23 protein-coding genes and 2 tRNA genes are annotated in these 24003 nt (G+C 71.0%); 12 read left to right on the top strand and 13 right to left on the bottom strand.

What is annotated here, in order from left to right:
• The first annotated feature begins 88 nt into the window (after positions 1-88).
• Positions 89-4753 (top strand): HAMP domain-containing protein, encoded by a 4665-nt coding sequence (locus OG494_RS00655; protein ID WP_328458840.1) that lies wholly within the window; start codon positions 89-91, stop codon positions 4751-4753.
• Here OG494_RS00655 and OG494_RS00650 read toward each other — a convergent pair.
• Positions 4705-4778 (bottom strand) — tRNA-Gly (locus OG494_RS00650). The two genes, OG494_RS00655 and OG494_RS00650, sit on opposite strands and share 49 nt — an antisense overlap.
• 80 nt (positions 4779-4858) lie before the next feature.
• Between OG494_RS00650 and OG494_RS00645 the strand changes: the two genes are divergently transcribed.
• Positions 4859-4932 (top strand) — tRNA-Pro (locus OG494_RS00645).
• 142 nt (positions 4933-5074) lie between these two features.
• Here OG494_RS00645 and OG494_RS00640 read toward each other — a convergent pair.
• Genes OG494_RS00640 through OG494_RS00630 form a run of 3 tightly spaced genes read right to left on the bottom strand, consistent with a single transcriptional unit; the run spans position 5075 to position 7344 of the window.
• The gene (locus tag OG494_RS00640; protein ID WP_328450849.1) at positions 5075-5716 is read right to left on the bottom strand and encodes a maleylpyruvate isomerase family mycothiol-dependent enzyme; all 642 of its coding nucleotides are present in this window, start codon (positions 5714-5716) and stop codon (positions 5075-5077) included.
• Between the two features lie 54 nt (positions 5717-5770).
• On the bottom strand, positions 5771-6550 hold the full coding sequence (locus tag OG494_RS00635; protein WP_328450847.1) for an alpha/beta fold hydrolase: 780 nt from the start codon (positions 6548-6550) through the stop codon (positions 5771-5773).
• A complete protein-coding gene (locus OG494_RS00630) occupies positions 6547-7344 on the bottom strand; it encodes an NAD(P)H-binding protein (RefSeq protein ID WP_328450845.1) in 798 nt (265 codons plus the stop codon). Before OG494_RS00630 ends, OG494_RS00635 begins: the two co-directional genes overlap by 4 nt.
• A 66-nt stretch (positions 7345-7410) precedes the next feature.
• Between OG494_RS00630 and OG494_RS00625 the strand changes: the two genes are divergently transcribed.
• Positions 7411-7782 carry a winged helix-turn-helix transcriptional regulator gene (locus tag OG494_RS00625; protein ID WP_328450843.1) on the top strand — a complete coding sequence of 124 codons (372 nt, stop codon included), beginning with the start codon at positions 7411-7413 and terminating at the stop codon, positions 7780-7782.
• Between the two features lie 73 nt (positions 7783-7855).
• Here OG494_RS00625 and OG494_RS00620 read toward each other — a convergent pair whose 3' ends face one another.
• Entirely contained in the window at positions 7856-8302 is a 447-nt protein-coding gene (locus OG494_RS00620) for a nuclear transport factor 2 family protein (protein WP_328450841.1), read from the bottom strand.
• A 5-nt stretch (positions 8303-8307) separates the two neighbouring features.
• The gene (locus OG494_RS00615) at positions 8308-9183 is read right to left on the bottom strand and encodes an LLM class F420-dependent oxidoreductase (RefSeq protein ID WP_328450839.1); all 876 of its coding nucleotides are present in this window, start codon (positions 9181-9183) and stop codon (positions 8308-8310) included.
• Between the two features lie 147 nt (positions 9184-9330).
• Here OG494_RS00615 and OG494_RS00610 point away from each other — a divergent pair, with 147 nt between their 5' ends.
• A complete protein-coding gene (locus OG494_RS00610; protein WP_328450837.1) occupies positions 9331-10158 on the top strand; it encodes a hypothetical protein in 828 nt (275 codons plus the stop codon).
• Positions 10159-10199: 41 nt separating this feature from the next.
• A complete protein-coding gene (locus OG494_RS00605; protein WP_328450835.1) occupies positions 10200-11033 on the top strand; it encodes a DJ-1/PfpI family protein in 834 nt (277 codons plus the stop codon).
• Between the two features lies 1 nt (position 11034).
• Here OG494_RS00605 and OG494_RS00600 read toward each other — a convergent pair whose 3' ends face one another.
• On the bottom strand, positions 11035-11844 hold the full coding sequence (locus tag OG494_RS00600) for an Fpg/Nei family DNA glycosylase (protein ID WP_328450833.1): 810 nt from the start codon (positions 11842-11844) through the stop codon (positions 11035-11037).
• Positions 11844-12317, bottom strand: a complete 474-nt coding sequence (locus tag OG494_RS00595; protein ID WP_328450831.1) for a ribose-5-phosphate isomerase — start codon at positions 12315-12317, stop codon at positions 11844-11846. The genes OG494_RS00600 and OG494_RS00595 overlap by 1 nt, the downstream gene beginning before the upstream one ends.
• 45 nt (positions 12318-12362) lie before the next feature.
• Between OG494_RS00595 and OG494_RS00590 the strand changes: the two genes are divergently transcribed.
• Together OG494_RS00590 and OG494_RS00585 are read left to right on the top strand one after the other, a co-directional pair.
• A complete protein-coding gene (locus tag OG494_RS00590) occupies positions 12363-13085 on the top strand; it encodes a 2-phosphosulfolactate phosphatase (protein WP_442874368.1) in 723 nt (240 codons plus the stop codon).
• Complete coding sequence (locus OG494_RS00585; RefSeq protein WP_328450827.1) at positions 13082-13891, top strand: MBL fold metallo-hydrolase; 810 nt, start codon at positions 13082-13084, stop codon at positions 13889-13891. The genes OG494_RS00590 and OG494_RS00585 overlap by 4 nt, the downstream gene beginning before the upstream one ends.
• Before the next feature lie 88 nt (positions 13892-13979).
• Here the strand turns inward: OG494_RS00585 and OG494_RS00580 are convergent, their stop codons facing one another.
• Positions 13980-14600, bottom strand: a complete 621-nt coding sequence (locus OG494_RS00580) for a mycothiol-dependent nitroreductase Rv2466c family protein (RefSeq protein WP_328450825.1) — start codon at positions 14598-14600, stop codon at positions 13980-13982.
• 161 nt (positions 14601-14761) lie between these two features.
• On the opposite strand from OG494_RS00580, the gene pepN reads away from it, so the two are divergent.
• Entirely contained in the window at positions 14762-17329 is a 2568-nt protein-coding gene (pepN, locus tag OG494_RS00575; RefSeq protein WP_328450823.1) for an aminopeptidase N, read from the top strand.
• A gap of 127 nt (positions 17330-17456) precedes the next feature.
• Here pepN and OG494_RS00570 read toward each other — a convergent pair whose 3' ends face one another.
• Both OG494_RS00570 and ctaJ read right to left on the bottom strand, forming a co-directional pair.
• Positions 17457-17948: a DUF5130 family protein gene (locus OG494_RS00570; RefSeq protein WP_328450821.1), complete on the bottom strand. Its 492-nt coding sequence runs from the start codon at positions 17946-17948 to the stop codon at positions 17457-17459.
• Complete coding sequence (ctaJ, locus tag OG494_RS00565) at positions 17935-18195, bottom strand: aa3-type cytochrome oxidase subunit CtaJ (protein ID WP_328450819.1); 261 nt, start codon at positions 18193-18195, stop codon at positions 17935-17937. The genes OG494_RS00570 and ctaJ overlap by 14 nt, the downstream gene beginning before the upstream one ends.
• Positions 18196-18483: 288 nt before the next feature.
• Between ctaJ and OG494_RS00560 the strand changes: the two genes are divergently transcribed.
• The gene (locus OG494_RS00560; RefSeq protein ID WP_328450817.1) at positions 18484-18855 is read left to right on the top strand and encodes a hypothetical protein; all 372 of its coding nucleotides are present in this window, start codon (positions 18484-18486) and stop codon (positions 18853-18855) included.
• A 156-nt stretch (positions 18856-19011) separates the two neighbouring features.
• Here OG494_RS00560 and OG494_RS00555 read toward each other — a convergent pair whose 3' ends face one another.
• The gene (locus OG494_RS00555) at positions 19012-19509 is read right to left on the bottom strand and encodes an HNH endonuclease (protein WP_328450815.1); all 498 of its coding nucleotides are present in this window, start codon (positions 19507-19509) and stop codon (positions 19012-19014) included.
• 358 nt (positions 19510-19867) lie between these two features.
• On the opposite strand from OG494_RS00555, the gene OG494_RS00550 reads away from it, so the two are divergent.
• The 3 genes from OG494_RS00550 (at position 19868) to OG494_RS00540 (ending at position 23066) form a co-directional block, all read left to right on the top strand.
• Entirely contained in the window at positions 19868-20869 is a 1002-nt protein-coding gene (locus OG494_RS00550; RefSeq protein ID WP_328450813.1) for a mechanosensitive ion channel family protein, read from the top strand.
• 188 nt (positions 20870-21057) lie between these two features.
• A complete protein-coding gene (locus OG494_RS00545; RefSeq protein ID WP_326960134.1) occupies positions 21058-21441 on the top strand; it encodes a globin in 384 nt (127 codons plus the stop codon).
• Positions 21441-23066, top strand: a complete 1626-nt coding sequence (locus OG494_RS00540; RefSeq protein ID WP_328450811.1) for a glycoside hydrolase family 13 protein — start codon at positions 21441-21443, stop codon at positions 23064-23066. Before OG494_RS00545 ends, OG494_RS00540 begins: the two co-directional genes overlap by 1 nt.
• Before the next feature lie 671 nt (positions 23067-23737).
• Here OG494_RS00540 and OG494_RS00535 read toward each other — a convergent pair.
• Entirely contained in the window at positions 23738-23995 is a 258-nt protein-coding gene (locus OG494_RS00535; protein ID WP_328450809.1) for a hypothetical protein, read from the bottom strand.
• Between the last annotated feature and the right edge of the window lie 8 nt (positions 23996-24003).

The following is a 24003-nucleotide window of genomic DNA, read 5'->3' as shown; positions in this document are numbered from 1 at the left end:
GCGGACTGGCTCGAAGTGTAGGGCGAATCATGGCACGCTGGGCCAACGACCATGGCTGGCGCATGCGTGGTGGAGAGGGTCGGCACACATGACAACGGAATCCCAGGGCGAAGCAGCGGCGCTGGAGCGGCTGCTCGTGGCGGTGCGGGATCTCGGGGACGGCAACTTCCGGCGGCGGCTCGTGCCGCACGGCGACGGCGTCTCGGCGCAGCTCGCCGTCGCGTTCAACGACATCGCCGAGCGCAACCAGCGGCTCGTGAGCGAGCTGCTGCGGGCGCGCACGGCGGTCGGCCAGGAAGGCAGGCTGCTCGAACGGCTGGAGACCGAGGTCGGCCCCGGCGGCTGGGCCACCGCCGTCGACGCCGTCAACGGCCTGATCGACGACCTCACGCGACCGGCCATCGAGCTGGAGCGCGTGCTCGGCGGCGTCGCCGACGGCGACCTGTCCCAGCCGATGACCCTCACCCTCGACGGCCGCCCGCTGCAGGGCGCGTACGCCACGCTGGCGAAGACGGTCAACGGACTCATCGCGCAGCTGACGCGCTTCGCCGTCGAAGTGACGAGGCTCTCCCGCGAGATCGCGGGTGAGGGACGTCTCGGCGGCCAGGCGGTCGTCCCGGGCGTGTCCGGGACCTGGCGCGACCTGACCGACTCGGTCAACTTCATGGCCGACAACCTCACCGAGCAGGTCCGCAACATCGCGCAGGTCACCACAGCCGTCGCGCGCGGCGACCTGACCCAGAAGATCAACGTCGACGCCCGCGGCGAGATCCTCGAGCTCAAGAACACCATCAACACCATGGTCGACCAGCTCTCGTCGTTCGCCGACGAGGTCACCCGCGTCTCCCGCGAGGTCGGCTCGGACGGCAAGCTCGGCGGCCAGGCCCAGGTGCCGGGGGTCGCCGGCACCTGGCGTGACCTCACCGACTCGGTCAACCTGATGGCCGACAACCTGACCGACCAGGTCCGCGGGATCTCCCAGGTGGCCACGGCGGTGGCCACCGGCGACCTGACGAAGAAGATCGACGTCGACGCCCGCGGCGAGATCCTGCAGCTGAAGAACACGCTCAACACGATGGTCGACCAGCTCTCGGCGTTCGCCGGGGAGGTCACCCGCGTCGCGCGCGAGGTCGGCAGCGAGGGCAAGCTCGGCGGCCAGGCCGAGGTGGCCGGCGCGGCCGGGACGTGGCGCAGCCTCACCGACTCCGTCAACGGGATGGCCGACAACCTGACCGACCAGGTCCGCAACATCTCCCACGTGACCACGGCCGTGGCGAAGGGCGACCTGACGCAGAAGATCACCGTCGACGCCCGGGGCGAGATCCTCGAGCTCAAGACGACCATGAACACGATGGTCGACCAGCTCTCCGCCTTCGCCGACGAAGTCACCCGCGTCGCCCGCGAGGTGGGCACCGAGGGTCAGCTGGGCGGGCAGGCGCAGGTCCCCGGCGTCGCCGGCACCTGGCGCGACCTCACCGGCTCGGTGAACTTCATGGCGAACAACCTGACCACCCAGGTCCGCAACATCGCCCAGGTCGCGACGGCGGTCGCGCGCGGCGACCTGACGCAGAAGATCGCGGTCGACGCCCGCGGCGAGATCCTGGAGCTCAAGACCACGCTCAACACGATGGTCGACCAGCTCTCCGCGTTTGCCGACGAGGTCACCCGCGTCGCCCGCGAGGTCGGCACCGAGGGCAAGCTCGGCGGCCAGGCCACCGTGCCCGGCGTCGCCGGGACCTGGAAGGACCTCACCGACAACGTCAACTTCATGGCGAACAACCTGACCGACCAGGTCCGCAACATCGCCACGGTGACGTCGGCGGTCGCGAAGGGCGACCTGACCCAGAAGATCTCGGTCGACGCCCGGGGCGAGATCCTGGAACTCAAGACCACGCTCAACACGATGGTCGACCAGCTCTCCGCCTTCGCCGACGAAGTCACCCGCGTCGCCCGCGAAGTCGGCACCGAAGGCAAGCTCGGCGGCCAGGCCACCGTCCGCGGCGTCGCGGGCACGTGGAAGGACCTCACCGACAACGTCAACGTCATGGCCACCAACCTGACCGACCAGGTGCGCAGCATCGCCACCGTGGCGACCGGCGTGGCCAACGGCGACCTGTCGAAGAAGATCTCGATCGTCGCCCAGGGCGAGGTCGCGGCGCTGGCCGAGACCCTCAACGGCATGGTGGAGACGCTGCGCGCGTTCGCCGACGAGGTCACGCGCGTCTCGCGCGAGGTCGGCACCGAAGGCATCCTCGGCGGTCAGGCGCGGGTCCCCGGCGTGGCCGGGACCTGGAAGGACCTGACCGAGAACGTCAACTTCATGGCCCACAACCTGACCAGCCAGGTGCGGAACATCTCGCAGGTCACCACGGCCGTCGCGCGGGGCGACCTGACGAAGAAGATCGACGTCGACGCCCGCGGCGAGATCCTCGAGCTCAAGACGACCATGAACACGATGGTCGACCAGCTCTCGGCGTTCGCCTCCGAGGTCACGCGCGTGGCGCGCGAGGTCGGCACCGAGGGCAAGCTGGGCGGCCAGGCCGAGGTCGACGGCGTGTCCGGCACCTGGCAGCGGCTCACCGAGAGCGTGAACCAGCTGGCCGGGAACCTGACCACGCAGGTCCGCGCGATCGCGCAGGTGGCCACCGCGGTGACGGCGGGCGACCTGACCCGGCACATCACGGTCGACGCGTCCGGGGAGGTCGCGGACCTCAAGGACAACATCAACCAGATGATCGCGAACCTCAAGGAGACGACGCGGACCAACACCGAGCAGGACTGGCTGAAGACCAACCTCGCCCAGCTGTCCGGCCGGATGCAGGGGCACCGCGACCTCGCGTCGGTCGGCGCGCTGATCCTGTCCGAGCTGGCGCCGCTGGTCCGCGCCCAGCAGGGCGCGTTCTTCCTGGCCCGCGACGACGACTCGGGCGGCACGGTGCTGGAGTGCATCGCCGCCTACGGCCTCGCCCAGTCCCGCGCCGGCCTGCGGTTCGCGATCGGCGAGTCGCTGATCGGGCAGGCCGCCGTCGACCACCGCACGATCCTGGTCCACCACGCGCCGCCGGAGTACGCACTGGTGTCGTCCGGGCTCGGCTCGGCGTCACCGGTCAACCTCATCGTGCTGCCGGTGCTGTTCCAGGGCGAGGTGCTCGGGGTGCTGGAGCTGGCCTCGGTCAACGAGTTCAGCACCGTCCACCAGGACCTGCTGGAGCAGCTGCGGCACACGATCGGTGTCAACGTCAACACGATCCTGTCGAACTCCCGCACCGAGGCGCTGCTCACCGAGTCGCAGCGGCTGGCGCAGGAGCTGCGCGCGCGGTCCGAGCAGCTGCAGGCCCAGCAGGGCGAGCTGCGGCGGTCCAACACCGAGCTGGCCGAGAAGGCCGCGCTGCTCGCCCAGCAGAACCGCGACATCGAGGTCAAGAACAGCGAGATCGAGCAGGCCCGCCAGGAACTGGAGGAGCGCGCCGGGCAGCTGACGGTCGCGTCGCAGTACAAGACCGAGTTCATGGCGAACATGTCGCACGAGCTGCGGACGCCGCTGAACAGCGCGCTGATCCTGGCGAAGCTGCTGTCGGAGAACCCCGAGGGCAACCTCACCGAGAAGCAGATCCAGTTCGCCCGCACGATCTACGCGGCGGGCTCCGACCTGCAGCAGCTGATCAACGACATCCTCGACCTGGCGAAGGTCGAAGCGGGCCGGCTCGACATGCAGATGTCGGACATCACGCTGCCCGAGCTGGTGGACTACGTGGAGTCCCTCTGCCGGCCCCTCACGGCCGACAAGGGCCTCGAGTTCGCCGTCCACATCGACCCGCCGGTGCCGGGCAGCGTCCACACCGACGAGCACCGCCTCCAGCAGATCCTGCGCAACCTGCTCTCGAACGCGGCGAAGTTCACCGACGAGGGCGGCGTCCGCCTGCACATCCGCGCGGCCGACCCGGCCGAGGTCGAGCAGGAGGCGCTGCGCAACGCGCCGGGCATCATCGCGTTCGCCGTCGAGGACACCGGCATCGGCATCCCCGCGGAGAAGCTGGCGGTCATCTTCGAGGCGTTCCGCCAGGCCGACGGCACCACGAGCCGCAAGTACGGCGGCACCGGCCTGGGCCTCAACATCAGCCAGCAGCTCACGGAGCTCCTGGGCGGCGAGCTGCGCGTGGTCAGCGAGCCGGGCAAGGGCTCGACGTTCACGCTCTACCTCCCGGTGGCGGCGTCGAACCTGGTGGACCCGGCGGTGACGGCCCTGTCATCGCCGCGTCTGCCGCCGGTCCCCAGCACGGTCCTGGTGGCCGCCCCCGACATCGCCCCGAAGCGCTTCCAGGGCGAGAAGGTCCTGATCGTCGACGACGACCTGCGCAACGTGTTCGCCCTGGCCGCGGTCCTGGAACAGGCCGGCCTGGAAGTCGTCTACGCCGAAACGGGCGTCGACGGCATCCGCGCCCTGGAACGCAACGAGGACACGGCACTGGTCCTGATGGACGTGATGATGCCGGAACTCGACGGCAACGCGACCATCGCGGCGATCCGGGCCGAGGCGGCCAACGCCGACCTCCCGGTGATCGCGGTGACCGCGAAAGCCACCGCGGAAGACCGCGCCCGGACCCTGGCCAGCGGCGCCGACGACTACATCACCAAGCCGGTCGACACCGACAAACTGCTGGACGTGATAGCCGCCAAGCTCGAGGCGGACGCCGCCTCGGCCGTTGGAGCGGGTGACGGGAATCGAACCCGCGTAGCTAGTTTGGAAGACTAGGGCTCTACCATTGAGCTACACCCGCGTGCCCCCGAGGTACCCGGGTGCGAGGTCAGCTTAGCGTGACCCGCTAGGCTGATCGCACACCCCCCTGGGGGTGTGGACCGGGATGTGGCGCAGCTTGGTAGCGCATTCGCTTTGGGAGCGAAGGGTCGCAGGTTCAAATCCTGTCATCCCGACCGGATTCCGTGGGTGGAGTGTGCTCGCGGAACGCGCTGGCCGCTCGGAATCCCGGGTGGTACCCGGGGGGCCGAGCCCCCCGGACCCCCCACGGTGCGGTCGGCGGCGGTTGGCGGCCTGGTTGCGTTCCTCCCTGGCCGGTTAAGCTGCTTGCTTTGCCTTTGCCAGGGGCAGGCCTGGGCCTCTTAGCTGCTCGTAGGCCGCTTTGCGGTTGGTGAAGAGCAGCAGGAATGCTGATGCCGGGCCGTGGATTTCCGCTCCTTCTCCTACTGCCCAGTCCGTGTCTGTCGCTATGAATCTCATGCCCGCCAGGTTCTTGCGGGGGTTGAAGGGGAACTTCAGCTTCCAGAGGCTGCCCAGGCCCGCTGCCGCGTCTTCCGGGGGGATTCGGGGCTCTTGGCCCAGGGCCAGGGCTATGTCCTGCGTGTGGGTCAGGACGTCCATGATCGTCGAGTCCGGGCCTGCTCCCGGGACCGGCGGGACTCGGCGGGAAGCCGCGTGGTTGCGGAGCTGGGCGACTATCTCGCCGGTGGGTGCCTGGGCCCTGCGGCGGGCCGAGTCGTGGATCATGCGGTTGAAGTTGCCTCTCGCCCTGGCCGCCTCGCGGAGCCAGTCACCGACGCCGAACTGGGGGTTGGCCGTCACGTGGGCCGCGACGTCCCGGATGCTCCAGCCCGTGCACAGCGAGGGGCGCTCCCAGTCCTCCGGGGGCAACGCGTCCAGGAGGTCCGCCAGGCGGAGCCTTCCCTGCTCCACCCCTGCCCACATCCGTGCTTCGTCCATGGGAGTCCTTGCCTCGGAGGGAACCGGCTGCTCCGAGGATACGAGCGTCCTCCGTCAGCCGGTTGTCCCAGATTGCCGGGACAGCCAGGACGCCAGCGTCCGCGCGATCGCCGCCGGTTGGTCTTCCGGGGTGTGGTGACCTGCCGGCAGCGGGTGGTGGGCCACCTCCAGGGACGCGAACGTCTTCTCGCACCAGTCGATCATCGGCGGCGTCAGCATCGTGTCGCGACCTGGCTCGAACGTCATCAGGAGCTTCGGGATCTCCGGGGTCGCCGCCAGCCACGCGTCGAACTTCGTGATGCGCGCGACCACCGCCGCCGGCTCGCCGCCCAGGGGCAGGGAACGGGCCCAGCGCAGCAGCGGGACCTCGTGCGTCGTCCGGTACTCCGGCGGGAGGCCTTCGAGGAAGCCCTGGATCAGCTTCTCGCCGACGCCCGGGGTCTTGATCTCGCGGAACAGGTCGGCGCCGGCCGGCGGGAACTCCTCCCACGTCATCGGCTTCAGGATCGCCTCGGTGAACGCCAGCGCGCGGACGCGGGCGGGGTGGCGGGACGCCCAGTCCGCCGCCAGCGCCCCACCCCAGTCGTGGCCGATCAGGACCACGTCCTCCAGGTCCAGGGCGTCGAACCACGCGTCCAGGTAGCGGGCGTGGTCGTCGAACGTGTACTCGATGTCCGGGCGCTCCGAGCCGCCCATGCCGATCAGGTCCGGCGCGAGCCGGCGGCCCGGCAGGTGCGGCGTCACGTTGCGCCACAAGTAGGACGACGTCGGGTTGCCGTGCAGGAACACCAGCGGTGCTCCCGTTCCGGTGTCCCGATAGGACAGTGCCGTCACTTGAACGCCACCGTGTTGCGCGCGGCCCACGCCGAGAACGGGCGGGGCGGGCGGCCGAGGACCCGCTCCACGTCCGGGCTCACCCGCTGCTCCGCCGGCGACGGCGCGCCCAGGATGTCCAGCGTCACGTCCGCTACCGGCTCGGGCATGAAGCCCAGCATCGCCGCACGTGCTTCCGCACGGGTCTGCGGCACGAACGCCACCGGCTCGCCCAGCGCGTCCCCGATCGCCGCCGCCTGCTGCCGGGGCGTGATCGGGGACGGGCCGGTCAGCTCGTACACCTCACCGGAACCGCCGGAGCGCAACGCCACCGCGGCGACCGCGGCGATGTCCTCCGGGTCGACCACCGGCAACGCGACGTCACCGAACGGCGCCACCACCTGCCGCGATGACCGCACGCTTCCGGCCCACTGCACCGCGTTCGACGCGAACCCGCCCGGGCGCAGCATCGTCCACTTCAGACCCGAGGCCCGTACGGAGTCCTCCGGCACCGAGGGGTGCCGCCCGGTCGCGACACCCTGGGACGACAGCAGCACCACCCGTTCGACGCCGGCCGCGCGCGCCGCGGCCAGCAAGCCGTCCAGGGGCGCGAAACCGCCCGGCACCATCAGGAACAGCGCCTCGGCACCGTCCAAAGCGGACTCGACGACGGGTGCCACGCGCACGCCGTCCGGCACGTCCGGCACGTCCGGCGTCTTCTGGCGGGACACCGCCGTCACCTGTTCCCCGGCCGCGGCCAACGCCCGCACCAGCGGCCTTCCGACGTTTCCCGTCGCTCCCATGACTGTGATCATGCGGAGGACGCTACATTCCGACGTATAGTAGGTACCTAGAGGAAAGTATTGGCTGGAGGCCCGAAAGTGACCGGAACCACACCCGAGCTGGCCTGCCCGATCGCGCCGGTCGTCGACATCGTCTTCAGCCGCTGGACCACGCCGATCCTGTGGTCGCTCAAGGAATACGGGCGGCAGCGGTTCGTCGAGCTCGAACGCCGCATCGGCACGATCACGCCGAAGGTGCTCACCCAGCGGCTGCGGCAGCTGGAGCGCGACGGCCTCGTCGTGCGCACCTACCACGCCGAGGTCCCGCCGCGCGTGGAGTACGAGATCAGCGAGCTGGGCCGCAGCCTCGGGCCGCTGTTCGCGAGCCTTTCCGAGTGGTCGGGCAACCTCGGCAAGGTCGAAGAGGCCCGGGAGGCCTACGACAGCCGTTCCCGCAGTTCGTCGCGGTAGGCCTCGGCTTCCGGGACCCGCACCAGGCAGCCGGGTGCAGGTCTCGCGGCACGGCAGTCGCCGGCAAGACAGACTATTCGGACACCTGCCGGGCCGTCGCCATCGCGCGTTCGGTTTCCCAGAACGCCCGCATCGACGTGATCAGGCCGTCGTCGCCGACGCGGTAGACGAACACGCCGTCCGTGTCGACGCGGTAGCCGCCCGGGAGGTACGTCGTGATCGTGCCGACGTTCGCCACCTCGTCGCCCGCCGCGTGGGAGTCGCGGATGACGAACTCGAAGCGCTCGACGTTGCCGATCGTCTTGTCCCAGAAGGCACTGATGCCGTCGTGGCCGTGGTGGCCCTTGCCCGTCTCGTCGAACATCGACGGGCCCACCGGATCCTCGACGACACCGTCGGCCGCGAACAGCGCCAGCCACGCGTCCTTGTCGCCCGCCGTCACCGCCGTCATCGAGGCCAGGGCCGCGCGCCGCGCCGGCGGCTGCTGCTTCTCCGTGTCCCAGCTGACCTGCACGCCCATCGCCGTCACTCCCCGAACTTGTCGATGATCTCGGCCCCGAACTTGTGGATCGACTCCAGCTTCGGCTCGACCGGGGCGTCGAACCCGACGCCGTCGAACACCCACGGCATGGTGATGACGTCGGTGACGCCCGCCTCGGCCTGCTCGCGGTAGCCGTCGAGGCCGAACTTGTCGATGCAGACGGCCTGGTACTCGAACGGGTCGTCGGCACGGCCGCGCTCGGCCAGCAGCTCCTTCAGGCGCGCGATGGTCTCGCGCAGCTCTTCGAGCTTCATCATCGCCGACGACCAGCCGTCGGCGACGCGGGCCGCGCGCCGCAGCGCGACGTCGGTGTGGCCGCCGATGTAGAAAGGCACCCGCTTGGCGGGCGCCGGGCTCATCTGCAGCTTGTCGAAGTCGTAGAACTCGCCGTGGTACTCGACCATGCCGCCGTCGAGGATCAGCCGGAGCACGTCGATCGCCTCGTCGACCCGCTTGCCGCGCCGCTCGAACGGCACGCCGCAGTACTCGAACTCCTGCGGCAGCCAGCCGACGCCGAGGCCGAGGCCGAACCGGCCGCCGGTGAGCACCGACGCCGAGCCGACCTGGCGCGCGAGCAGCACGGGGTTGCGCGAACCGAGCTTCAGCACGGAGGTGTAGAACTCGATGCGGCTGGTGACCGCGCCCATGGCGGCGGTCGCGACCAGCGGGTCGACCCAGGGTGTGTCGGCGGTCCAGAACCGGCTGCCGTCGGGGGTGTAGGGATAGTCTGTGGAGACCGTCTCGGCGTAGAAGAGCGAGTCCGGCAGGGCGATGGAGGCGAAGCCGGCCTCTTCCGCGGCCCGGGCGAGCTCGCCCAGCTGATCAAGCGGGTTCATCGCGATCGACAGGGTGAACTTCATAGCACGGAACTATAACGTGTTCTAGTTTCTTCGGCCAGGCCTGGCGGTGTGCCGGATCACTGTCCGGGAACCCTCCGCGTAGCGTCCGCGTTGTCCGATTCAAAGGTGACTTCCGGTCACCGGGCACCGAGCTTCTGGGAGTGGTCCATGGGCACCGCGATCTTCCTGATCGTGCTCGTCGTCGTGATCGTCGGTGGCGGCCTGTATTTCTCGCGGCAGCGCGCCGCGGCCCGGCAGCGGGAACTCGACGACGCCAAGGCCGACGCGCGGCGCCTCGTCGAGCGGCTCGGCGGCCAGGTCCTCAACATCAACGGCACGGACACCGCGTCGCAGCAGGCGATGGCCGACGCGAGCGAGCGCTACAACGCGGCCGGGTCGCAGATGGAGCAGGCGCGGACCATCGAGCAGGCCCGGCTGGTGAAGGACACCGCCGTCGAAGGCCTCTACTACGTCCGCGCCGCGCGCGTCGCGATGGGCATGGACCCCGGCCCGCAGCTGCCGGAAGAGGCCGAGCGCGAGCGCGCCGGCAAGGTCACCGAGCGCCGCGACGTGGACGTCGAGGGCCAGCACTACGCCGCGTCCCCCGACGCCGGCCAGGACACGCCGTACTACTACCCCGGCGGCCGCGTGGCCGGCCGGCCGGTGCCGCAGGGCTGGTACAGCGAGCCGTGGTGGAAGCCCGCGCTCGTCGCCGGCGCCTGGGGCCTTGGGTCGATGTTCCTGTTCAGCGCGATGTTCTCCGGCATGGGCGGTATCGCCAGCGCCGGGGCCTGGGAGTCGGGTTACGACGCCGGCCAGCAGGACGCGCTCGACTCCGGCGGCGGCGATGGTGGCGGTGACGGCGGCGGTGACGGCGGCGGTGACGGCGGAGGAGACTTCGGCGGTGGTGACGGCGGCGGCGACTGGGGCGGCGGCGGTTTCGACGGTGGCGGCTTTGACGGCGGCGGCTTCGACGGGGGCGGTTTCGACTTCTGAGCACCGGCTGGCATCCTCCTGGACGACTTCAGGAGGATGCCGTGGCGAGAGTGCTGATCCCCGTCCCGGCCCGGGACTCGGACCCGTCCGAAGTGGCCGTCAGCCGGGCGGTGCTGAGCCGGGACCACACGGTCGTCTTCGCGACACCCGGCGGCACGCAAGCCACCTGTGACGAGCTGATGGTCACCGGCGAGGGCCTCGATCTCTGGAGCCGGGTGCCGGGCCTGAAGAAGTTCACCGCGCTCGGCCGCGTGCTCCGAGCCGACGAAGCCGCGCGTGACGCCCACCGCGCGTTGCTCGACGATCCCGCGTGGAGCTCCCCGATCCGCTGGGACGACATCAACCTCGACGACGTCGACGGCGTGCTCCTGCCCGGCGGGCACCGGGCCCGCGGCATGCGCGAGTACCTCGAAAGCCCCGTGCTGCAGGGCGTGGTCGCCGACGCCTTCCGCCGCGACCTGCCGGTCGGCGCGATCTGCCACGGCGTCCTGCTCGCCGCGCGCAGCGTCGACCCGGCCACCGGCCGCTCGGTGCTGCACGGCCGCACGACGACGGCGCTGACCTGGCAGCTGGAGCGCACGGCGTGGCGGCTCGCGCGGCGGACCCGGTTCTGGGACCCGGACTACTACCGCACCTACGTCGAGGAGCCGGGGCAGCCCGAGGGGTACCTGTCGGTGCAGCAGGAGGTCACCCGCGCGCTGGCGCGTCCGGACGACTTCCGCGACACGACCGAGCGCGTGAAGGCGAGCGGCCGGGCCCGCGACCGGCTCGACGACGAGCGTCCGGCGTTCGTCGTCGAGGACGGGAACTACGTGTCGGCCCGCTGGCCGGGCGACGTGCACACCTTCGCGAAAACCTTTGCCACGCGGCTCTGAATCAGGCGGGCTGGCAGGTCGGGCACCAGTAGAGGTTCCGGCCCACCAACGCCGACGTCTCGACCGGCGTCCCGCACACCAGGCACGGCTCGCCGGCGCGGCGGTAGACGTACACCTCGCCGCCGTGGCGGTCGACCCGCGCCGCGCGGCCCATCGCCTCCGGGAGGTGCTCCGGGCGGACCGTGTCGATGCGGCCTACGCGGACGCCGTCACGCATCAACGTCACCAGGTCGGCCCACATGTCGTCCCACAGCGCGCGGTCCAGCGCGCGGCCCGGCGTCATCGGCGCGACGCCGTGGCGGAACAGGACCTCGGCGCGGTAGACGTTGCCGACGCCGGCCAAGACCGCCTGGTCCATCAGCAGCGCGGCGATCGAGACCTTCGACTTCGAGATCCGCGCCCACGCCTTGTCCGGCTTCGCGTCGCGGCGCAGCGGGTCCGGGCCGAGGCGCGCCTTGATCGCGTCGGCCTGGGCCGGGTCCAGCAGCTCGCACGTGTTGGGGCCGCGCAGGTCCGTCCACTGTGTCCGGCCGACCAGGCGCATCCGGACGGCGCCGACCGGTGCCGGGGCGGGTGCCTTGCCCTCGCTGAAGATGCCGATCAGCCCGAGGTGGACGTGGACGACCCCGTGCGGGCCGTAGTCGTGGAACAGGTGCTTGCCGTGCGCCTCGGCGCCGAGCAGCACCCGACCGTCCAAACGGGACGCTTCGGTGGCGAAGCGGCCCTGCGGGCTGCTCACCTCGACCGGGGCACCGGCGTACCGGCGCTTGTGCAGCCGCGCCAGCCGGTGGAGCGTGTGCCCCTCGGGCATCAGGCCTCCGGCAGGGCCGGCGGGGTTCCGGTGCGCTCGTAGTCCAGCAGCTGCCGGACGCGGCGGGCGTGCCGCTCCTCGGGCGAGACGTCCGTCGCCAGGAAGGCTTCGACGATCTCGGTGGCCTGCTCGGCGGTGTGCATCCGGGCGCCGACGCCGATCAGCTGAGCGTGGTTGTGCTCGCGGCACAGCTTGGCCGTCTCGACGCTCCAGGCCAGGCCGGCGCGGGCGCCGGGGACCTTGTTCGCGGCGATCTGCTCGCCGTTGCCGGAGCCGCCGACGACGATGCCGAGGCTGCCCTCGTCGGCCACGACGCGCAGCGCCGTCTCGACGCAGTAGGCCGGGTAGTCGTCGGCCGCGTCGTAGACCCGCGGGCCGATGTCGGTGACCTCGTGGCCCTGCTTCTCCAGGTGAGCCACCAGGTGGTTCTTCAGCTCGAAGCCGGCATGGTCGGATCCCAAGTAGACACGCACGGCTGGGAGTCTGCCATCACGGCCGGTTTCCGGCATGCTCCGGGGGTGGGGATCTGGGAGCAGTCGGGACACGACGTGAGGCTCGACTGGGGCGGCGAAGGCGTGGCGGCGCTCGGCCGCGAATGCGCGGTGCTGATCGTCGTCGACGTGCTTTCCTTCAGCACCACCACGGATCTCGTGGTCGGCCGCGGCGGCCGGGTGCTGCCGGTGCGCTGGCGGGACGAACGCGGGGTCGCGCTCGCGCGGGCCGCGGGCGCCGTCATCGCCGGTGAGACCACGTTCACCCTCCGGCCGTCGTCTGTGACGGACATCCCGCCCGGCACGCTCCTCGCGCTGCCCTCGCCGAACGGCGCCACCCTGTGCGACGCGGCCGCGACGACCGGCGCCCACGTGCTGGCCGGCTGCCTGCGCAACGCCTCCGCCGTGGCCGCGAAGGCGCACGAGCTGGGCGGCCCCGTCGGCGTCATCGCGGCCGGGGAACGCTGGGGGGTGAACATCTTCGGCCACGGCGACACGTTCGGGCCGCTGCGCCCGTGCGTCGAGGACCAGGTGGGCGCGGGCGCGATCGCCGCCGCGCTGGCCCGGTTCGGGCGCACACTGTCCCCCGAAGCGGCGCTGGCCGCGCGGTCGGTGGACGTCGCGGCGGTCGCGGACTGCGTGTCCGGGCGCGAACTGACCGAGGCCGGGCACGGCGGCGACGTCGCGCTGGCCGCCCGGATCGACGTGAGCGACGCCGCTCCCGTCCTGCACGAAGGAGTCTTGCGATGACCGGTCACTGGGTCGAGGTCGCCGACGGCGTGCACGCGCGGCGGTACGAGGAACTGGACCTGACCGTCGGGCTGGTGATCGGGGCCGACCGCTGCCTGGTCATCGACACCCGCGGCGACCTGGACCAGGGCGCCGAGCTGGCGGCGGCCGTGCGCGAGCTGACGCCGCTGCCGTGGGCGGTCGCGTTCACGCACGCGCACTTCGACCATACCTGGGGCACCGAGCGGTTCCTGCCGTGCGCGGTCTGGGCGCACGAGGGCTGCCGCGCCGAGCTGACCGAATACGCCGAGGGCGCGCGGGAGAAGTGGATGGCCTACTACCGCGAGGAAGGCAAGGCGGCCATCGCCAACGCCATCGCGCGCACCACGTTCGTGGTCCCCGATCACCTGTTCAGCGACCGGACCGAGCTCGACCTGGGCGGCCGGACGGCGGTGCTGCTGCACCCCGGGCGCGCCCACACCGACCACGACGTCATCGTGCACGTGCCGGACGCCGGCGTCGTCTTCGCGGGGGACATCGTCGAGAACGCCGAGCACGGCTTCAGCGCGTTCTCGTTCGGCGCCGACTCGGACCTGACCGCGTGGCCGGACACGCTCGACACCCTGCTCGCGCTGGAACCGCGCGTGGTCGTCCCGGGCCACGGCGACCCGGTCGACGCCGACTTCGTCCGCTACCACCGCCACGGCCTGCACGAGCTGATCGCGCTGAAGGCGGCGGTCGGCCGGGGAGAATCGACCGAGGCGGCGGCGGTAGCGGCGTCCCGCTACCCCGCCGACGTCACCTCGGCCGCCCTCCAGACCCTCTGACCGGACGTGTCACTTTCGTAGGGAAAGATGCGTCCGAAGGGCCCTCCGACGCATCTTTCCTAGGGAAAGTGACGCTTTTTGGAACGGGTCAATTGAAGTTCAGGTCACCCGTGCGGGTGCGCTTCAGCTCGAAGAAGTCCGGGTAGCTCGACAACGCGACCGCACCGTCGAACACCTTCAGGGCGTCCTCGCCCCGCGGGATCGAGCTGAGGACCGGGCCGAAGAACGCGACGCCGTCGATGTGGATCGTCGGGGTGCCGACGTCCATGCCGACCGGGTCCATGCCCTCGTGGTGGCTCTTCTTCAGGGCCTCGTCGTACTCCGTGGAGTCCGCGGCGTCGTACAGCTCGGCCGGCGCGCCGATCGCGGCCAGGGACTCCTTGATGACCGCGTCGCGGTCCTTGTTGCCCTGGTTGTGGTAGCGGGTGCCGAACTCGGTGTAGTAGTCCCGCAGCACCTCTTCGCCCTTGAGCTGCGCCAGCGCCACGGCCACGCGCACCGGGCCCCAGCCCTTCGCCAGCAGGTCCTTGTACTCCTGCGGCAGCTCGTCGCGGCCCGAGTTGAGGTACGACAGGCTCATCACCCGGAAGCTCAGGTCCAGCTTGCGGTGCTTCTCGACCTCGAGGATCCAGCGCGAGGTGATCCAGGCGAACGGGCAGATCGGGTCGAAGTAGAAATCGACCTTCGTGGGCTGCTCGGCAGCGGTCATCGGGTACTCCTGTGCACAGTAAGACGACGTCGGCGTGTGGGCAGGGCCCACACTGCGGGCCAACACCGGGGAGCGCACGCTTGTTCCCTCGTCGCCCGCGACCCCGTGCCCATGATTGGATGCGGGGAGCCTGAAAACCGATCCCACGACCAGAGGTGCCTGTGCCCGCCCCCAACTTGACCCGTGACCTCGCCAAGCTGCGCGCGGATCTGCTCGACGTCACCGGCTACGACATCGAGCTCGATCTGACCGACGGCCACGGCGGTCCCGGGGAGAAGACCTTCGCGTCGAAGACGACCGTCCGGTTCGCGAGCGCCAAGGCCGGCGAAGAGACCTGGGTCGACCTCGTCGCCGACCGCGTCCACTCCGCCACCCTGAACGGCGCGGACGTCGACATCAGCGCCTACGTCGAAGACCGGGGCATCACGCTGGCGGACCTCGCCGAGGTGAACGAGCTCACGGTCACCGCCGACTGCCGGTACATGAACACCGGCGAGGGCCTGCACCGGTTCGTCGACCCGGTCGACGAAAGCGTCTACCTGTACACCCAGTTCGAGACGGCCGACGCCAAGCGGATGTTCGCCTGCTTCGACCAGCCCGACCTGAAGTCGGTCTACCGGCTCACCGTGATCGCGCCGAAGGACTGGAAGGTCGTCTCCAACACCCTCGCCGAGTCGGCCGAGGAGACGCCGGAAGGCGCCGTCCGGACGGTGTTCAAGGAGTCCGAGCGGCTCTCGACCTACCTGGTCGCGCTGATCGCCGGGCCGTACGCCGAGTGGCGCGACGAGTACACCGACGCCCACAAGACGATCCCGCTCGGCATCTACTGCCGCGCGTCCCTGTCCGAGCACATGGACGCCGAGCGCCTGTTCACCGAGACCAAGCAGGGTTTCGGCTTCTACCACGACAAGTTCGGCACCCCGTACCCGTTCTCCAAGTACGACCAGCTGTTCGTGCCGGAGTTCAACGCGGGCGCGATGGAGAACGCCGGCGCCGTCACCTTCCTCGAGGACTACGTCTTCCGCAGCCGCGTCACCCGCTACGCCTACGAGCGGCGCGCCGAGACGCTGCTGCACGAGATGGCGCACATGTGGTTCGGCGACCTGGTGACCATGCGCTGGTGGGACGACCTGTGGCTGAACGAGTCGTTCGCGACCTTCGCCAGCGTGCTCGCCCAGGCCGAGGCCACCGAGTACAAGAACGCGTGGACCAGCTTCGCGAACATCGAGAAGTCGTGGGCCTACCGCCAGGACCAGCTGCCCTCGACGCACCCGATCGCCGCCGACATCGTCGACCTGCACGCGGTCGAGGTGAACTTCGACGGCATCACCTACGCCAAGGGCGCGAGCGTGCTCAAGCAGCTCGTCGCCTACGTCGGGCTGGAGCACTTCCTCGACGGGCTGAAGGTCTACTTCGGCAAGCACGCCTGGGGCAACGCGACGCTGGCCGACCTGCTGGGCGCGCTGGAGGAGGCGTCCGGGCGCGACCTGTCGTGGTGGAGCGCGCAGTGGCTGGAGACCACCGGCCTGAACTCGCTGAGCCCGCGCTACGAGGTGGGTTCCGACGGCACGTTCACCTCGTTCGCCGTCGTGCAGTCCGGCGCCAAGCCGGGCGCCGGCGAGCTGCGGACGCACCGCGTCGCCGTGGGCATCTACGGCGAGGACGGCACCGGCAAGATCGTCCGCACCCACCGCGTCGAGCTGGACGTCGACGGCGAGCGCACCGAGGTGCCGGACCTCGTCGGCCAGGCCGCGGGCAAGCTCGTGCTGGTCAACGACGACGACCTGACCTACTGCACGATGCGGCTCGACCCGGTGTCGCTGACCACGCTGATCGACCGCGTCGCCGACATCACCGAGTCGCTGCCGCGCACCCTGTGCTGGTCGGCGGCGTGGGAGATGACCCGTGAGGCCGAGCTGAAGGCCCGCGACTTCGTCACCCTGGTGCAGCGCGGCATCCACACCGAGACCGAGGTCGGCGTCGTCCAGCGGCTGCTGCTGCAGGCCCAGACCGCGCTGAACTCCTACGCCGAGCAGGGCTGGGCGGCCTCGACCGGCTGGCCGGCGTTCACCGGGCGGCTGCTGGAGCTGGTCCGCGCCGCCGAGCCGGGCTCGGACCACCAGCTGGCGTTCGTGAACTCGCTGGCCGGTTCCGTGCTCGACGAGGCGACCCTCGCGGTCGTCGCCGGCTGGCTCGACGGCTCGGCCCCGCTGGAGGGCCTCAGCGTCGACACCGACCTGCGCTGGCGGCTGCTGCACGCGCTGGTCGCGCACGGCAAGGCGGGCACCGGGGAGCTCGACGCCGAGCTGGCCCGCGACAACACAGCGACCGGGCGCCGCCAGGCCGAACGCGGCCGCGCGCTGCGTCCGACGGCGGAGGCGAAGTCCGACGCGTGGGAGCGCGCGGTCCACGACGACGAGCTGACCAACGCCGTCAGCGACTCGCTGATCTCGGGCTTCTCGCACCCGGGCCAGAAGGCGCTGCTCGGCGGGTACGTCGCGAAGTACTTCGAGGTGATCGACGAGGTGTGGCAGCGGCGCTCCAGCGAGCGCGCGCAGCCGATCGCGATCGGGCTGTACCCGTCGTGGGCCGTGGAGCCGGCGACGGTGACGGCGTCCGACGCGTGGCTGAAGGGCGAGCACTCGCAGGCCCTGCGCCGGCTGGTCTCGGAAGGCCGGGCGGGCATCGTCCGGGCTCTCGCGGCCCGCGACTTCGACGCCCAGGCCTGATCCGAACGCCCCAAGGCGGCCTTGGTTGCGCCCGACGCACCGAAGGCCGCCTTGGGCCGGTTGAGGACCGGCACCGCACGAAAAGGGCCCCGCACCGGGTGGTGCGGGGCCCTTTCGCGTGTCTGGGTCAGCGGGGCGCGGGGCCCGCCTGGTCGGACAGCATGCGGAGCGCGTTCGCGAGGCCGTTGACCAGGCCACGGACCAGGTCACCCTCCTTGAACGACGCCACCATGCTCGCGATCGCCAGCTTGGCGCCGCGGTCGGGCAGGCGGCTGTAGGCCGCCCGGCCTGTGACGATCTCGATCAGCCGCTCGCCGGGCGAGACCGCGATGAGGACCGAGTTGGCCGGGTTCGCCGTCGTCGCGTGCAGCTTCTCCGCCGTCGCGCGGCTGTCCTGGCCGCCCAGCTCGCCGAGGTAGAGGCTGAAGTCCAAGCCGGTCTCCCGGCTCGCGAACGTCAGCGCCTCGTCCAGGCGGGCCAGCTGGCGGGTGGTGAACGGCCCGGCCGGAGCGGCGGGCTCGTACATCTTGGCGGCCGACACGCGGCCGCTGGACGTCAGCGCTTCGCCGTAGCCCAGCTCGGACTCGTCGACGCGCTTCGTCAGCTCACCAGTTGCCACGAGCGCCCCCTGCCGCGGTAGCCGTGGCGCCGCCGGCGACCACGTCGTTCTCGGCGCCGGCGGGCCGGTGCCCTTCGCCGACCCCGTCGGGGTTGGCACTCCACCACATGGCCGGGTACTCCCAAGCCTGGCCCGGCCGGTGCCGCGGGGCGCCACCGGACTTGCGCCGGAGCGTCAGCAACCCGGCGAAGCCGTAGATCGCCAGCGGGATCACGGCGAAGACCACGATCGTCTCGACAACGTTCACGGCGCTGAGCGTATCGGATGACCTCCGAAGACACCGAAGCCACCGCGCGCGAGGGCACTCGACCGTTCGTCGTAAGGCAGGCGCCGTCCGCCGCTTGGCGCGCGGGCACTGGAACGTTGGGGCGAAGACCTTCGGGCCGAAAGGTTGCAACTCAACGTACAGGCGGCCGCACCCGCCGCTGTCGTCTTGTCGTTGCCTTGAAATCCTCGTAGCTTTTTCACCTGTACGGGCCTTGCGCCCCGCTCCCCAGCCCCAGCAGGTCACGCACCGGTCCCAGGAGGCCTTGCCATGAACAGCGTCCACACCCCCGCACAGGCGATCACCGAGACCACCTCGTCACCCAGCGAGATCGAATTCGTGCCCGGAACGCGTGTGACGGCGGGCACAAGGGTTACCCGGGGTACACGCGTCACTCGCGGTACCCGCGTGACGGCGGGGACGCGCGTCACCATGGGCACCCGGGTGACGGCAGGCACCCGGGTGACGCGCGGGACGCGGGTCACCCGGGGCACGCGCGTCACGATGGGCACGCGAGTGACGGCGGGCACCCGTGTCACCTGCGGCACGCGAGTCACGCGGGGCACCCGCGTCACCCGGGGCACGCGCGTCACCATGGGCACCCGCGTCACCTGCCAGAGCGACTACACGCTCGCCGCCTGAGCTCGTTCCGCGCTTCCTGGACGCACCGCGCAAGCACTCCGGCTCGCCCCGGCCGCCGCAAGGCAGCCGGGGCGGCGGCATGTCAGGGCAGCGTCAACCGGGGCTTCGCCCCGAGCCGGGGGCTCCGCCACCCGGAGCCCCCTGAACGCGTCGTGGTTACGCGGCCGAACCGAGGTAGGGCCGCCAGAGCGGGTCGGCCTCCTTGGAGTGCGCGAGCAGCCGCCAGTGCGGGCCGTGCGGGGCTCGCGGGACGACCCGCAGCTTCCAGCCGATCTCCGAGAGCAGCCGGTCCGCTTTGCGGTGGTTGCACTTGGCGCAGCAGGCGACGCAGTTCGTCCAGCTGTGCGGTCCGCCGCGGCTGCGCGGCTGGACGTGGTCGATCGTCTCGGCCCGCCCTCCGCAGTAGGCGCAGCGGTACCGGTCGCGGTGCATCAGCCCGGCCCTGGTCAGCGGCACTTTCGCGCGGTAGGGCACCCGCACGTACGTGCTGAGCCGGATCACCGAGGGCACCGGCAGCGACAGCGTCGCGGCGTGCAGCTCGACGCCGCCGGGATCGCCGTGCACGACTTCGGCCTTGCCACACATCACCAGCACGACCGCGCGGCGCAGGGGCAGCGCGGTCAGCGGCTCGAAGGTGGCGTTGAGCAGGAGCACCCGGCGCCGGCCCCAGGCCGGGGCAGCCGGATCCCGGCCTCTACTACGCTGACCGGGCGGGCGGGTGACTCCCCCTGGGCGGTTCCCCGGCCCGGCCGGGGCGGGTCCGCCGGATGCGGTTCCCCCCGGGTGGGCACGCAGGACCACCTCTGGCGTCTCTTCGGCCATGGCTTGGCCGGAGACACCGCGGGGGCTGGGTTGTCGGTCTGGCACTCGACCACCTCCAGGGGCGTAGGCATAGTCGACCACAGAACAGGCCCCCAGCGCACGTGTGTTACAAGACGTGTCACATCCGCGCGACCCAACATCCACTCGAAGTTGGGGAAACCGACCTGATCGGAAGGATGATCGAACTCCCGTGTCCCCCTTGCTCACCGCCGCCGCCGACTCGACGCCGTGCGTCCGCGACGCCTCCACCTTGTGTTTCCAGGTGTTCAAGGTCACCGGCAACGAGTGGCTGGCCGGCTCGACCAACTGGCTGCTCACCAAGCCGCTGAAGATCCTGATGATCATCGTGATCGCGTTCCTGGTGCGATTGCTGATCAGACGGGTCATCAACCGCGTCACGACGCTGCCCAAGACCGGCGGCAAGCTCCCGTCGCTGCTGCGCCCCCTGCGCGAGCGAGCCCCCGAGGTGCTCGGCTCGGCCGTCATCGAACGGCGCCGCCAGCGCGCGACGACCATCGGCTCGGTGCTGAAGTCGATGGCCACGTTCCTGGTCTACGGCCTCGCGTTCATCCTCGTGCTGGGCGAACTGGGCCTCAACCTGGGCCCGATCATCGCGTCGGCCGGCATCATCGGCGTCGCCATCGGGTTCGGCGCCCAGAACCTCGTACGGGACTTCCTGTCCGGCATCTTCATGATGATCGAGGACCAGTACGGCGTCGGCGACGTCGTCGACATCGGCGAGGCGACCGGCACCGTCGAGGCCGTCGGCCTGCGGATCACCACGCTGCGCGACCTCAAGGGCACGGTCTGGTACGTCCGCAACGGCGAGGTCCTGCGCGTCGGCAACTCCAGCCAGGGCTTCGCGGTCGCGGTGGTCGACGTCCCGCTGGGTTACTCGGCCGACGTCGAACGCGCGTCCGCGGTACTGATGGGGGCCGCCTCCACGGCGACCGAGAGCGAAGCGCTGCAGGCCAACATCCTCGAGCCGCCGGAGATGCTGGGGGTGGAGAGCGTCACCCCGGAAGGCATCCAGCTGCGCCTGACCGTGAAGGTCCGCCCGGGCAAGCAGTGGCTGGTGCAGCGCGCCCTGCGCGGCCAGCTGCTCGCGGCCCTGGAGGAGGCGGGTTTCGAGCCGCCGCTCGGCCGGCTGTTCCCGGCCAAGGCCGCGATCGCCCCGGTCATCGGCAAGTGACGGCCGTGAGTGCGTGACAGTGTTCTGACGCTGTTGCGCACTCACGACCCGTGGCCGGGAACGGTCGCCGCCCAGGCTCGCGCACTCGCCGCCGTTACTGTGGGAAACGGTTTTGCGACGGTTCGGAGCGAGCGGTACCGGCCGTCGGGAACCTTTACGGGAAGGGCAAAATGGGAGGCGTGTCACCAGTGAGCGAACCGGCGAACCTGTACGAAGCGGTGGGTGGCGAACCCACGTTCCGCCGGATCGTCGGGCGGTTCTACGAGGAAGTCGCGCGGGACGAGATCCTGCGCCCCCTCTACCCGGAGGAGGACCTCGGCCCGGCCGAGGAGCGCTTCCGGCTGTTCCTGATGCAGTACTGGGGCGGCCCGCACACCTACTCCGACCAGCGCGGGCACCCGCGGCTGCGGATGCGGCACGCGCCGTTCAAGATCGGGCCGATCGAGCGGGACGCCTGGCTGCGCTGCATCCGGATCGCGGTGGACGAGGAGAACCTCGACGAGCCCTACCGGCAGCAGCTGTGGGCGTACCTGGAGATGGCCGCGCACAGCATGATGAACAGCTTCGTCTGATGAGACCCGAGCCGGAGGACGCCGAAACATCCGGGGCTTCGCCCCGGGCCGGGGGCTCCGCCACCCGGGGCCCCCGGAATGCGCTCGAGTGGTGGCGGGAAGCCGTCTTCTACCAGGTCTACGTGCGCTCGTTCGCCGACTCGGACGGCGACGGCGTCGGCGACCTGGAGGGCATCCGGTCCCGGCTCGGTTACCTGGAGCTGCTGGGCGTCGACGCGCTGTGGCTGACGCCGTTCTACCGCTCCCCCATGGCCGACCACGGGTACGACATCGCCGACCCGCGCGACGTCGACCCGATGTTCGGCACCCTCGGCGACTTCGACGTCCTGCTGACCGAGGCGCACAAGCGCAAGATCAAGGTCACCGTCGACATCGTGCCCAACCACACCAGCAACCAGCACGCCTGGTTCAAGTCGGCGATGGCGGCGGCGCCCGGCAGCCCGGAGCGCGAGCGGTACGTCTTCCGCGACGGCGTCGGCCCGCGCGGGGAGGACCCGCCGAACAACTGGGTCAGCGCGTTCGGCGGCCCGGCCTGGACCCGCGTGCCGGACGGCCAGTGGTACCTGCACCTGTTCGCGCCGCAGCAGCCGGACCTGAACTGGGCCAACCCGGAGGTCGCCGCCGACCTGGAGCGCACCCTGCGGTTCTGGCTCGAACGCGGCGTGGACGGCTTCCGCATCGATGTCGCGCACGGCATGGCGAAGCCGCCGGGCCTGCCGGACATGGACCCGCGGGCCGGCGGGTTCACCCCGACCGACTACTACGACCCGCGCTGGGACTACGACGGCGTCCACGAGATCCACCAGATGATCCGCAAGGTGCTCGACGAGTTCCCGGAGACGATGGCGGTCGGCGAGATCTGGGTGACCGACGAGGAACGCCTCTCGCGCTACCTGCGGCCCGACGAGCTGCACCTGGCGTTCAACTTCCGGCTGGTGCTGACCCACTTCGACGCCGACGCCATGCGCACCGCGATCCAGCGTTCCCTCACTGTGCCGGCGAAGGTCGGCGCACCGGCGACGTGGACCCTGAGCAACCACGACGTCTGGCGCCAGGTCAGCCGCTACGGCGGTGGCACGCAGGGCGAGCGCCGAGCCCGGGCGATGGCGCTGGTCGAGCTGGCCCTGCCCGGCGCGGTCTACCTGTACAACGGCGAAGAGCTGGGCCTGGCCAACGTCGACCTGCCGGCTTCGGCCATGGCGGACCCGCGCGCGAAGACGAGCGGAGCCGAGTTCGGCCGCGACGTCTCCCGAGTACCCCTGCCGTGGGAGGGCGACCTGCCGCCGTTCGGCTTCTCCCGCAACCCGCGCACGTGGCTGCCGATGCCGGCGGACTGGGCCGGGCTGACGGTCGAGAAGCAGATAGAGGACGAGGATTCGACGCTCTCGCTGTACCGCGCCGCGATCGAGCTGAGGAAGACGCACACGGCGTTCAGCGGCGACGAGCTGGAGTGGTACGGCGCGCCCGCGGGCTGCTTCGCGTTCCGGCGGCGCGGGGGCGGGCTGGTCTGCGCCCTGAACACGTCGGCGAGCCCGATCGCACTGCCACCGGGAGAGGTGCTGCTCTCGAGCAGCCCGCTGGTGGACGGGAAGCTACCGGCCGACTCCGCTGCCTGGCTGGTCTGACGCGGGCCTCGCGCTCTCCTTGGCTCGCCGCGGACCGGACGCAGATCGCGCGAACCTGCCTCTTCCCGCGGCCCGCGGCGGACCGGACGCAGATCGCGCGAGCTTCCAGTGCTCGCCGGACCAGACGAAGTTCGCCGCGGACCGCGCACTTTTCCCGCAGCTCGCCGCGTGCGGACACTTTCCACAGCTTGCCGCGTGCGGACGCTTTTCCACAGCTCACCGCGGATGTGGACAACTCCCCCGGAAAACCACCTTGTTCCGGGGTTCCGCCGGTGGTCGCCGATACGCTGGAGCTGGGACCGGCCCCCTTGGGGAGGGCGGGCGCTGCGTGCCCCGCGCCGAGCTGGCCGGGCTGGTCACCCGAAGTCGTCGAGGGCGCGACTCGCCCACCAGGTCCGCGCCAATCGGACCGGCCGGCTGCGCCCAAGCCGTCATCGGAAGCCGGCTGACCACACCACCAGCGCCGAGCTAACCGGACTGGTCACCCGAGCCCGAACCGTCGCCGAAAGTCAGCCGACCACACCACCAGCAGCACCGCACTAACCCGACCGGTCACCCAGCCCGAACCGTCATCGAAAGGCGGCCGACCACACCCACCAGCGCCGAGCTAACCCGACCGGTCACCCAGCCCGAACCGTCACCAAAAGACAGCCGACACCACCAGCACCGCACTAACCCGACTGGTCACCCGAGCCCGAGCCGTCGTCAAAGGCTCCGCTCGCCAGCCACGCCACCAGCGCCGCGGCCTGGAGGTAGGGCGCCGCCTGGGCAGCCGCCCGGCCCGCCGCACGCGTGCGGCCCCACCTCTCAGGTCGCTCGGCGCGCTCCGGCGCCTGCTCCCCCGGCCGGCGGTCGCGCCGCCACGGCGTCTCGTCCGCGCGGACTTCGTCGAGGAAGTCCGCCGTCGGGTCGTCGTCGTCCGGGGTCATGCTTCCAG

The organism is Amycolatopsis sp. NBC_00438 (assembly GCF_036026695.1).
In the GTDB taxonomy this organism is placed as follows: domain Bacteria; phylum Actinomycetota; class Actinomycetes; order Mycobacteriales; family Pseudonocardiaceae; genus Amycolatopsis.
This window is presented reverse-complemented; position numbering and strand designations above follow the sequence as displayed.

What these genes read in the sequence shown, in the direction of transcription:
- OG494_RS00585 (WP_328450827.1), top strand. Translation starts at nt 13,082, where the DNA reads ATGACCGGTCACTGGGTCGAGGTCGCCGACGGCGTGCACGCGCGGCGG.
- OG494_RS00610 (WP_328450837.1), top strand. Translation starts at nt 9,331, where the DNA reads ATGGGCACCGCGATCTTCCTGATCGTGCTCGTCGTCGTGATCGTCGGT.
- OG494_RS00620 (WP_328450841.1), bottom strand. Translation starts at nt 8,302, where the DNA reads ATGGGCGTGCAGGTCAGCTGGGACACGGAGAAGCAGCAGCCGCCGGCG.
- OG494_RS00560 (WP_328450817.1), top strand. Translation starts at nt 18,484, where the DNA reads ATGAACAGCGTCCACACCCCCGCACAGGCGATCACCGAGACCACCTCG.
- OG494_RS00640 (WP_328450849.1), bottom strand. Translation starts at nt 5,716, where the DNA reads ATGGACGAAGCACGGATGTGGGCAGGGGTGGAGCAGGGAAGGCTCCGC.
- OG494_RS00615 (WP_328450839.1), bottom strand. Translation starts at nt 9,183, where the DNA reads ATGAAGTTCACCCTGTCGATCGCGATGAACCCGCTTGATCAGCTGGGC.
- OG494_RS00630 (WP_328450845.1), bottom strand. Translation starts at nt 7,344, where the DNA reads ATGATCACAGTCATGGGAGCGACGGGAAACGTCGGAAGGCCGCTGGTG.
- OG494_RS00600 (WP_328450833.1), bottom strand. Translation starts at nt 11,844, where the DNA reads ATGCCCGAGGGGCACACGCTCCACCGGCTGGCGCGGCTGCACAAGCGC.
- OG494_RS00540 (WP_328450811.1), top strand. Translation starts at nt 21,441, where the DNA reads ATGAGACCCGAGCCGGAGGACGCCGAAACATCCGGGGCTTCGCCCCGG.
- OG494_RS00655 (WP_328458840.1), top strand. Translation starts at nt 89, where the DNA reads ATGACAACGGAATCCCAGGGCGAAGCAGCGGCGCTGGAGCGGCTGCTC.
- OG494_RS00535 (WP_328450809.1), bottom strand. Translation starts at nt 23,995, where the DNA reads ATGACCCCGGACGACGACGACCCGACGGCGGACTTCCTCGACGAAGTC.
- OG494_RS00580 (WP_328450825.1), bottom strand. Translation starts at nt 14,600, where the DNA reads ATGACCGCTGCCGAGCAGCCCACGAAGGTCGATTTCTACTTCGACCCG.